Origin of the sequence: Streptomyces sp. DvalAA-43, from assembly GCF_900091725.1 — a bacterium.
GTDB classification, from domain to species: Bacteria; Actinomycetota; Actinomycetes; order Streptomycetales; family Streptomycetaceae; genus Streptomyces; species Streptomyces pulveraceus.
This window is the reverse complement of sequence record NZ_FMBW01000020.1, coordinates 1-8,076: the sequence shown is the minus strand read 5'-3', so window position 1 is coordinate 8,076 and position 8,076 is coordinate 1. Positions and strand designations below refer to the sequence as shown.

2 protein-coding genes are annotated in these 8,076 nt (G+C 69.0%); both read left to right on the top strand.

Features of this window, described 5'->3' with window-relative positions; all coding sequences use genetic code 11:
• Window positions 1–622: phosphopantetheine-binding protein (locus tag GA0115234_RS04445; protein ID WP_141718391.1), on the top strand; the 622-nt coding region annotated here is incomplete at its 5' end.
• The coding region (locus GA0115234_RS04440; RefSeq protein ID WP_141718390.1) for a non-ribosomal peptide synthetase at window positions 622–8,076 on the top strand (7,455 nt) is incomplete at its 3' end. The genes GA0115234_RS04445 and GA0115234_RS04440, both read left to right, overlap by 1 nt.

The window sequence follows — 8,076 nt, the reverse complement described above, 5'->3', positions numbered from 1 at the left end:
CTACCTGGGCCGCACCGACGACCAGGTCAAGGTCCGCGGCTTCCGTATCGAACTCGGTGAGATCGAGGCGGCCCTGCTGGGTCAGGAGGGTGTGGCGCAGGCCGTGGTCATCGTCCGCGAGGACATCCCCAGCGACAAGCGGCTGACCGCCTACCTCGTATCCACGGACGGCGCGGCGGTGGACACGTCCGAGGTGAAGGCCGGTGTCGCATCAGTGCTGCCGGACTACATGGTTCCGTCCGCGATCGTCGTACTGGACGCGCTGCCGCTGACGGTCAACGGCAAGCTCGACCGGCGCGCACTGCCGGCCCCGGACCACACCGCCGCCCTGGAAGTGTCCTACCGGGCCCCACGGACCGAGGAGGAACGGCTGGCCTGCGAGGCGTTCGCCGAGGTACTCGGGCTGGAACGGGTCGGCATCGACGACAACTTCTTCGACCTCGGCGGACACTCCCTGCTCGCCACCCGGCTCGTCAGCCGTATCCGTTCGACCCTGCAGGTCGAACTGCCCCTTCGGGCGATCTTCGAAAGCCCCACAGTCGCGGGCCTTTCGTCCCATTTCAACCGTCCCAAGCGAACCAGGCCTGCCCTGCGTCGTCGCTCCAGGCAGGAGGAGATCTGATGATCCCGTTGTCGTACGCCCAGCAGCGACTGTGGTTCCTCGGGCAGTTGGAAGGACCGAGCGACACCTACAACATCTCGCTACCCCTGCGGCTGCGGGGTGCCCTCGACCGTGAGGCACTGCGCCAGGCCCTGCAGGACGTGGTGGAACGCCACGAGGTCCTCCGTACCGTTTTCCCGGCCAAGGACGGGAAGCCGTACCAGAAGATCCTCGCCCCCGACCTGGCACGCATCGATCTGCCGACGACCGAGGTGGCCCCTGCGGACCTGCCGGCGTCACTGGCCGAGGCGTCCAGGCACACCTTCGACCTGCAGTCCGACATCCCGCTGCGCGCCCGGCTCTTCGCCGTGGCGCCGGACGATCACGCGCTGATCGTCGTGGTGCACCACATCGCGAGCGACGGGTGGTCGAGGGGGCCGTTGGCGCGCGACCTATCGATCGCCTACGCGGCGCGCTGCGGCGGACAGGTACCGGAGTGGACACCGCTCGAGGTGCAGTACGCCGACTACACCCTGTGGCAGCGAGACCTGCTGGGCGATGACGACGACCCGGAGAGCCTCCTCCACGAGCAGCTCGCCCACTGGCGTCGCGCGCTCTCCGGTATGCCGCACGAGCTCGAACTCCCGGCGGACCGGCCACGTCCCACCCGGGCCACGCACGTGGGCGGCGTGGTGGGGCTGACCATCCCGGCCGAGCTCCACGAGCGGCTGGCGCAGACCGCCAAGGCCGAGGGCGCCACCGTGTTCATGGTGGCGCAGGCAGCCCTCGCCGTCCTGTTGTCCCGGCTCGGGGCAGGGGACGACATCCCGATCGGCGTGCCGGTCGCGGGGCGTCTGGACGAGGCCCTGCACGATCTGGTCGGGCTGTTCGTCAACACGCTGGTGCTCCGTGCGCGGGTGGCCGACGCGCTCTCCTTCCGGGACCTCCTGCGGCAGGTCCGGGAGACGTCGCTGGAGGCGTTCTCCCACCAGGACCTGCCGTTCGAGCGGTTGGTGGAGGACCTGGCGCCGACCAGGTCGATGGCGCGCCACCCGCTGTTCCAGGTGACGCTGAGCCTGCAGAACAACGAGGACGCGGCGCTGGAACTCCCCGGCCTGGCCGTCGAACCGCTGAGCGGGGATCAGCGTCCCGCCAAGTTCGACCTCGACGTCCAGCTCAGCGAGCAGTTCGGCGCCGGGGGCCGACCCGCCGGCATGACCGGCAGCATCACCTTCGCCACCGACCTGTTCGACGAGGCGACCGTCGAGGCGATGGCCGAACGCTTCGTCCGGGTCCTCGACACGGTGATCTCGGACCCGGAACAGCGCATCGGCCAGGTGGAGGTGACGAGCCAGGCCGAGCGCCGCCACCTGCTGGACGAGTGGAACACGTCCGCGCACAGCACGCGGCCGGCGACGACCCTGCCGGAACTCTTCAAGGCCCAGGCGCGGCGGACACCGGACGCGGTCGCCGCGGTCCGTGGCGACCAACAGCTCACGTACGAGCAACTCGACGGGCGCTCCGACGCGCTGGCCGCCCTGCTGGTCCGGCGCGGCGTGCGGCCCGAGAGCTCCGTCGCGGTCTGCCTCGAACGCTCCCTCGACCTGGTCGTCACCCTGCTGGCCGTGGTGAAGGCAGGCGGAACCTACCTCCCCATCGACCCGGCCTCGCCGTCGGACCGCATCAGCTTCGTCTTCGGGGACTGCGCGCCTTCCCTGGTGATCACCTCCACCGTCTCGATGGGCGCGGTGGCACACGAAGGCACCGTCCACCAGGTGGTGCTGGACGATCCGGAAACCCGCGCGGAACTGTCGGGCGGCCGGGACGACGTAGTGCTGCCGGCCGACGTCCCCGGCGCACTGTCCCCCGCGAACGCGGCGTACATCATCTACACCTCGGGCTCCACCGGCCGCCCCAAGGGCGTCGTCATCCCTCACCAGAACGTGGCGCGGCTGCTCGACGAGACGCGACCGTGGTTCGAATTCGGCGCCGACGACGTGTGGACCTGGTTCCACTCCTTCGCCTTCGACTTCTCGGTGTGGGAACTGTGGGGAGCCCTGTTGCACGGCGGCCGCCTGGTCGTCGTCCCCGTCGAGGTTTCCCGGTCGCCGGTGGAGTTCCTGCGCCTGCTCACGCGTGAAGGCGTGACGGTCCTCAACCAGACGCCGTCCGCGTTCTACCAGCTGGCCCAGGCGGAGGCCCAGAACCCGGAACTCGGGTCACAGCTCTGCCTGCGCACGGTCGTGTTCGGCGGCGAGGCGCTCGACACCGGGCGCCTGCGGGAGTGGTACGCCCGTCACCGGGACGACGCCCCGACGCTCGTCAATATGTACGGGATCACCGAGACGACCGTGCACGTCAGCCACTTCCCGCTCGACGAGGCGACGGTGGCCGAGGACTCCCTGGGCAGCCGGATCGGCCAGGGCATTCCCGGCCTGCGCGTATACGTGCTGGACGCCGGGCTGCGGCCTGCCCCGGTGGGGGTGCCCGGTGAGATGTACATCTCGGGTGGCCAGCTGGCGCGGGGGTACCTGAACCGTCCAGGTCTGACGGCGGAGCGGTTCGTCGCTTGCCCGTTCGGTGCGGCGGGCGAGCGGATGTATCGCACGGGTGACCTGGCGCGCTGGCGTGCGGACGGGACGCTGGATTACCTGGGCCGTACCGATGACCAGGTGAAGGTCCGTGGCTACCGGATCGAGCTGGGTGAGATCGAGGCGGCGCTGCTGGAGCAGGAGGGCGTGGCGCAGGCGGCGGTGATCGTCCGCGAGGACGTCCCCGGTGACAAGCGGCTGACTGCGTACCTCGTGCCGGGTGGTGCTGGTGCTGTGGTGGATCCGGCGGAGGTCAAGGCCGGTGTGGGGGCGGTGCTGCCGGAATACATGGTTCCTTCGGCGATCGTTGTCCTGGATGCGTTGCCGCTGACGGTGAACGGCAAGCTGGACAGGCGTGCCCTGCCGACTCCGGATCACACCACCGCCCTGAAGGTGTCCTACCGGGCCCCGCGGACCGATGATGAGCGGCTGGTCTGCGAAGTGTTCGCCGAGGCGCTCGGCCTTGAGCGGGTCGGTATCGATGACAACTTCTTCGAGCTCGGTGGGCATTCGCTGCTGGCGGTGACGCTTGTGGAGCGGTTGCGTTCGCGTGGTGTGGTGGTGTCGGTGCGGGCGTTGTTCCAGACGCCGACGCCTGCTGGTCTGGCTGCGGATGGCGGGGCGGGGCCGGTGTTCGTGGTGCCGGAGAATCGGATTCCGGGTGATGCCACGGTTCTGGCGCCGGAGATGGTGACGCTTGCCGAGCTGACTGCGGATGATCTCGACCGGATCGTCGAGGCGGTTCCGGGCGGTGCGGCGAACATTGCGGACATCTACCCGCTGGCGCCGTTGCAGGAAGGCATCTTCTTCCACCACCTGCTGGACGCCGAGCAAGGTCGTGACGTCTACATTCTGCCGACGGTGCTGGGGTTCGATTCCCGGCAGCGCGTGGACGAGTTCGTCACCGCTTTGCAGTCCGTGGTGGACCGTCATGACATTCTGCGTACGGCGGTGCTGTGGGAGAACCTTTCCCAGCCCTTGCAGGTCGTCCAGCGGCGTGCGCCGTTGAGGGTTGAGGAGGCCGTTCTCACCCGGAGTCCTGGTGATGACGCGACGGCTCTGCTGTTGGAGGCGTGTCCGGCGTCGATGGATATCCGGCAGGCGCCGATGCTTGATGTGACGATCACTCGCGACGCCGACGGAGATCGTTGGCTGATGGCGTTGCGGAGTCATCATCTGACTCGTGATCATCAGGCGTTGGAGATCTTGCTCGATGAGGTGCGTGCGCATCTGGAGCATGAGGAGGGGCGGCTTGCTGAGCCGGCTCCGTACCGTGACTTCGTCGCGTACTCGCGCCTGGCTGTTTCGGCGGAGCAGCACCGCGCCTACTTCGAGCGGGTGCTCGGTGAGGTGGAGGAGCCGACCGCACCGTATGGCGTCTTGGACACTCACGGTGACGGCAGTGGCACCGGTGAGACTGTGGTGGAGCTTGCCGCGGAGGTGGCTGAGCGGTTGCGGGCGCAGACGCGTCGGCATGGTGTGAGCGCGGCGGCGTTCTTCCACCTTGCCTGGGCACGGGTGGCCGCCGCGACGACCGGCCAGACCCACCCCGTCTTCGGCACCGTCCTCCTGGGCCGCATGGAGGCCGGGGAGGCTTCGGACCGTACTCCGGGTCTGTACATCAACACGTTGCCGATCCGCATCGACGCGACCCAGGCGTTGGGCCAGGGCCTGGGAGTCGTGCAGGCCCAGCTGGGCGAACTGCTCCGGCACGAGCACGCACCGCTCGCCCTGGCGCAGCAGGCCACGAGCCTCCCGGCGCAGAGTCCGCTGTTCACCTCGCTCCTCAACTACCGCCACAGCCCCGGTGCCGCCAACGGCGGGAGCGGTCTTGCCGGCATCGAGGTCCTGTACGGCCATGAGCGCACCAACTACCCGCTCATGGCGTCGGTCGACGACACCGGTGTCGGGTTCCGGCTCTCCGTACAGGCCGGTCGCCCAATCGATTCCGATGTCGTCTGCGGGCTGCTGCACACCGCCATCGAGAACCTGGTCGGTGCCCTGGAGGAACGCCCGGACACCCGGCTCGACCGGATCGGCGTCCTCGACGACCGGCAGCACGAACAGCTGCTGACCACCTGGAACGACACCACGCGCGAGATGCGTCCCGCGACCCTGCCGGACCTCTTCGAGGCGCAGGCCGCCCGGACCCCCGACGCCGTCGCGGTGGTGTTCGGCAGTGGCACGGAACGGGAGGCGCTGACGTATGCGGAGTTGAACGCGCGGGCCAACCGCCTGGCCCACCTGCTGATGGCGGACGGGGTCGGGCCCGAGCAGCTGGTCGCGGTGTGCCTGCCGCGTTCCACCGAGCTGGTCATCTCGCTGCTGGCCGTCACCAAGACGGGAGCCGCCTACCTGCCGCTCGACCCGGACTACCCGGCTGAACGCCTGGCGGCGACGCTGGCCGATGGACGCCCGACGGTGCTGATCACCACGGGCACCACCATGGCCGCGGGACTGGGCACCGAGGCGGGTGCCCGGCGGATCGACCTGGACGACCCCGCCGTGACCGATCCCATGGGCCGGCAGCCGGTGGCGAACCCGGCGCGCCCCGGTCACCATCCGGAGAACCCTGCCTACGTCATCTTCACGTCCGGATCCACCGGCCGTCCCAAGGGCGTCGTCGTCCCACATGCCGCACTGAACAACTTCCTTGCGGCCATGAGCGACCGCCTGGGGGTCGACGAGAACGACCGGCTGCTCGCCGTCACCACGATCGGCTTCGACATCGCCGGACTTGAGCTGTACCAGCCGCTGCTGTCCGGCGCCACGGTTGTCCTCGCCGACCGTGACGAGGTACGCGACCCGGATGCCCTGCGGTCCCTTGTCGCACGCGAGTCCGTCACGGTCATGCAGGCCACGCCCAGCCTGTGGCAGGCACTGGCAGCCGACGATGCCCTGAGGTCCGTACGCGCCCTTGTCGGGGGCGAGGCCCTCCCCGCCGAGCTCGCCCGTACTCTGACCGACACGGCCGTCTCCGTCACCAACCTCTACGGCCCGACCGAGACGACCATCTGGTCCACGGCCTCGGCTGTCACCGCGGACACCCCTGTCTCCATCGGCCGGCCGATTCTCAACACCCGCGTATATGTGCTGGATGCCGCGCTGCGTCCGGTGCCGGTCGGTGTGCCCGGTGAGTTGTACATCGCCGGGAACGGGCTGGCGCGGGGGTATCTGGGGCGTCCGGGTCTGACGGCGGAGCGTTTCGTGGCCTGTCCGTTCGGTGCGGTGGGCGAGCGGATGTATCGCACGGGTGACCTGGCGCGCTGGCGTGCGGACGGGACGCTGGACTATCTGGGTCGTACGGACGAGCAGGTGAAGGTCCGTGGCTATCGCATCGAGCTCGGTGAGATCGAGGTGGCACTGCTCGGTCAGCCTGGTGTCGCCCAGGCCGTCGCGGTCGTGCGCGAGGACGTTCCCGGGGACAAGCGGCTGACTGCCTACGTGGTTCCCACTGCGGGAACGGCTGACGACACGGCGGCGGATCCGGCGGCGGTGGACACCGCTGTGCTCCGGGCGGGCGTTGCGTCGGTGCTGCCGGAGTACATGGTCCCGTCCGCGATCGTCGTACTGGACGTGCTGCCGCTGACCGCGAACGGCAAGCTGAACCGGCGCGCGCTGCCGGCCCCGGACCGCACGGCGGTGCTGGAGGTGTCCTTCCGTGCTCCGCGGGGCGAGGATGAGCGGCTGGTCTGTGAGGCGTTTGCCGAGGTGCTCGGCTTGGACCGGGTGGGTATCGATGACAATTTCTTCGAGCTCGGTGGGCATTCGCTGCTGGCGGTGACGCTTGTGGAGCGGTTGCGTTCGCGTGGTGTGGTGGTGTCGGTGCGGGCGTTGTTCCAGACGCCGACGCCTGCTGGTCTGGCCGCGGATGGCGGGGCGGGGCCGGTGTTCGTGGTGCCGGAGAATCGGATTCCGGGTGATGCCACGGTTCTGGCGCCGGAGATGGTGACGCTTGCCGAGCTGACTGCGGATGATCTCGACCGGATCGTCGAGGCGGTTCCGGGTGGTGCGGCGAACATTGCGGACATCTATCCGCTGGCGCCGTTGCAGGAGGGGATCTTCTTTCATCACCTGCTGGATGCGGAGCAGGGCCGCGATGTGTATATCGTGCCGACGGTGCTGGGGTTCGATTCCCGGCAGCGCGTGGACGAGTTCATCACCGCGTTGCAGCGTGTCGTCGACCGCCATGACATTCTGCGTACGGCGGTGCTGTGGGAGAGCCTTTCCCAGCCCTTGCAGGTCGTTCAGCGGCAGGCGGCTCTTCCCGTTCACGAAGTGACACTCGCACCTACTGGCGGCGGCGACGCGACGGCTCTGCTGCTGGAGGCGTGTCCGGCGTCGATGGACATCCGGCTGGCGCCGATGATCGACGTGACGATCACCCAGGACACCCGCGACGCCGACGGGGATCGTTGGCTGATGGCGTTGCGGACCCATCACCTGACTCGTGATCATCAGGCGTTGGAGATCTTGCTCGATGAGGTGCGTGCGCATCTGGAGCATGAGGAGGGGCGGCTTGCTGAGCCTGCTCCGTACCGTGACTTCGTCGCGTACTCACGCCTGGCCGTCTCGCAGGAGCAGCACCGCGCCTATTTCGAGCGGGTGCTCGGTGAGGTGGAGGAGCCGACCGCACCGTATGGCGTCTTGGACACCCACGGCGATGGCAGCCGAGCTGGCGAGGTCATGCTGGAGCTTGATGGGGAGGTGGCGGAGCGGTTGCGGGCGCAGACGCGTCGGCATGGTGTGAGCGCGGCGGCGTTCTTCCATCTTGCCTGGGCGCGGGTGGCTGCTGCGACGACCGGCCAGACCCACCCCGTCTTCGGCACCGTCCTCCTGGGCCGCATGGATGCGGGCGGGACGGCCCATCGCACCCCCGGCCTC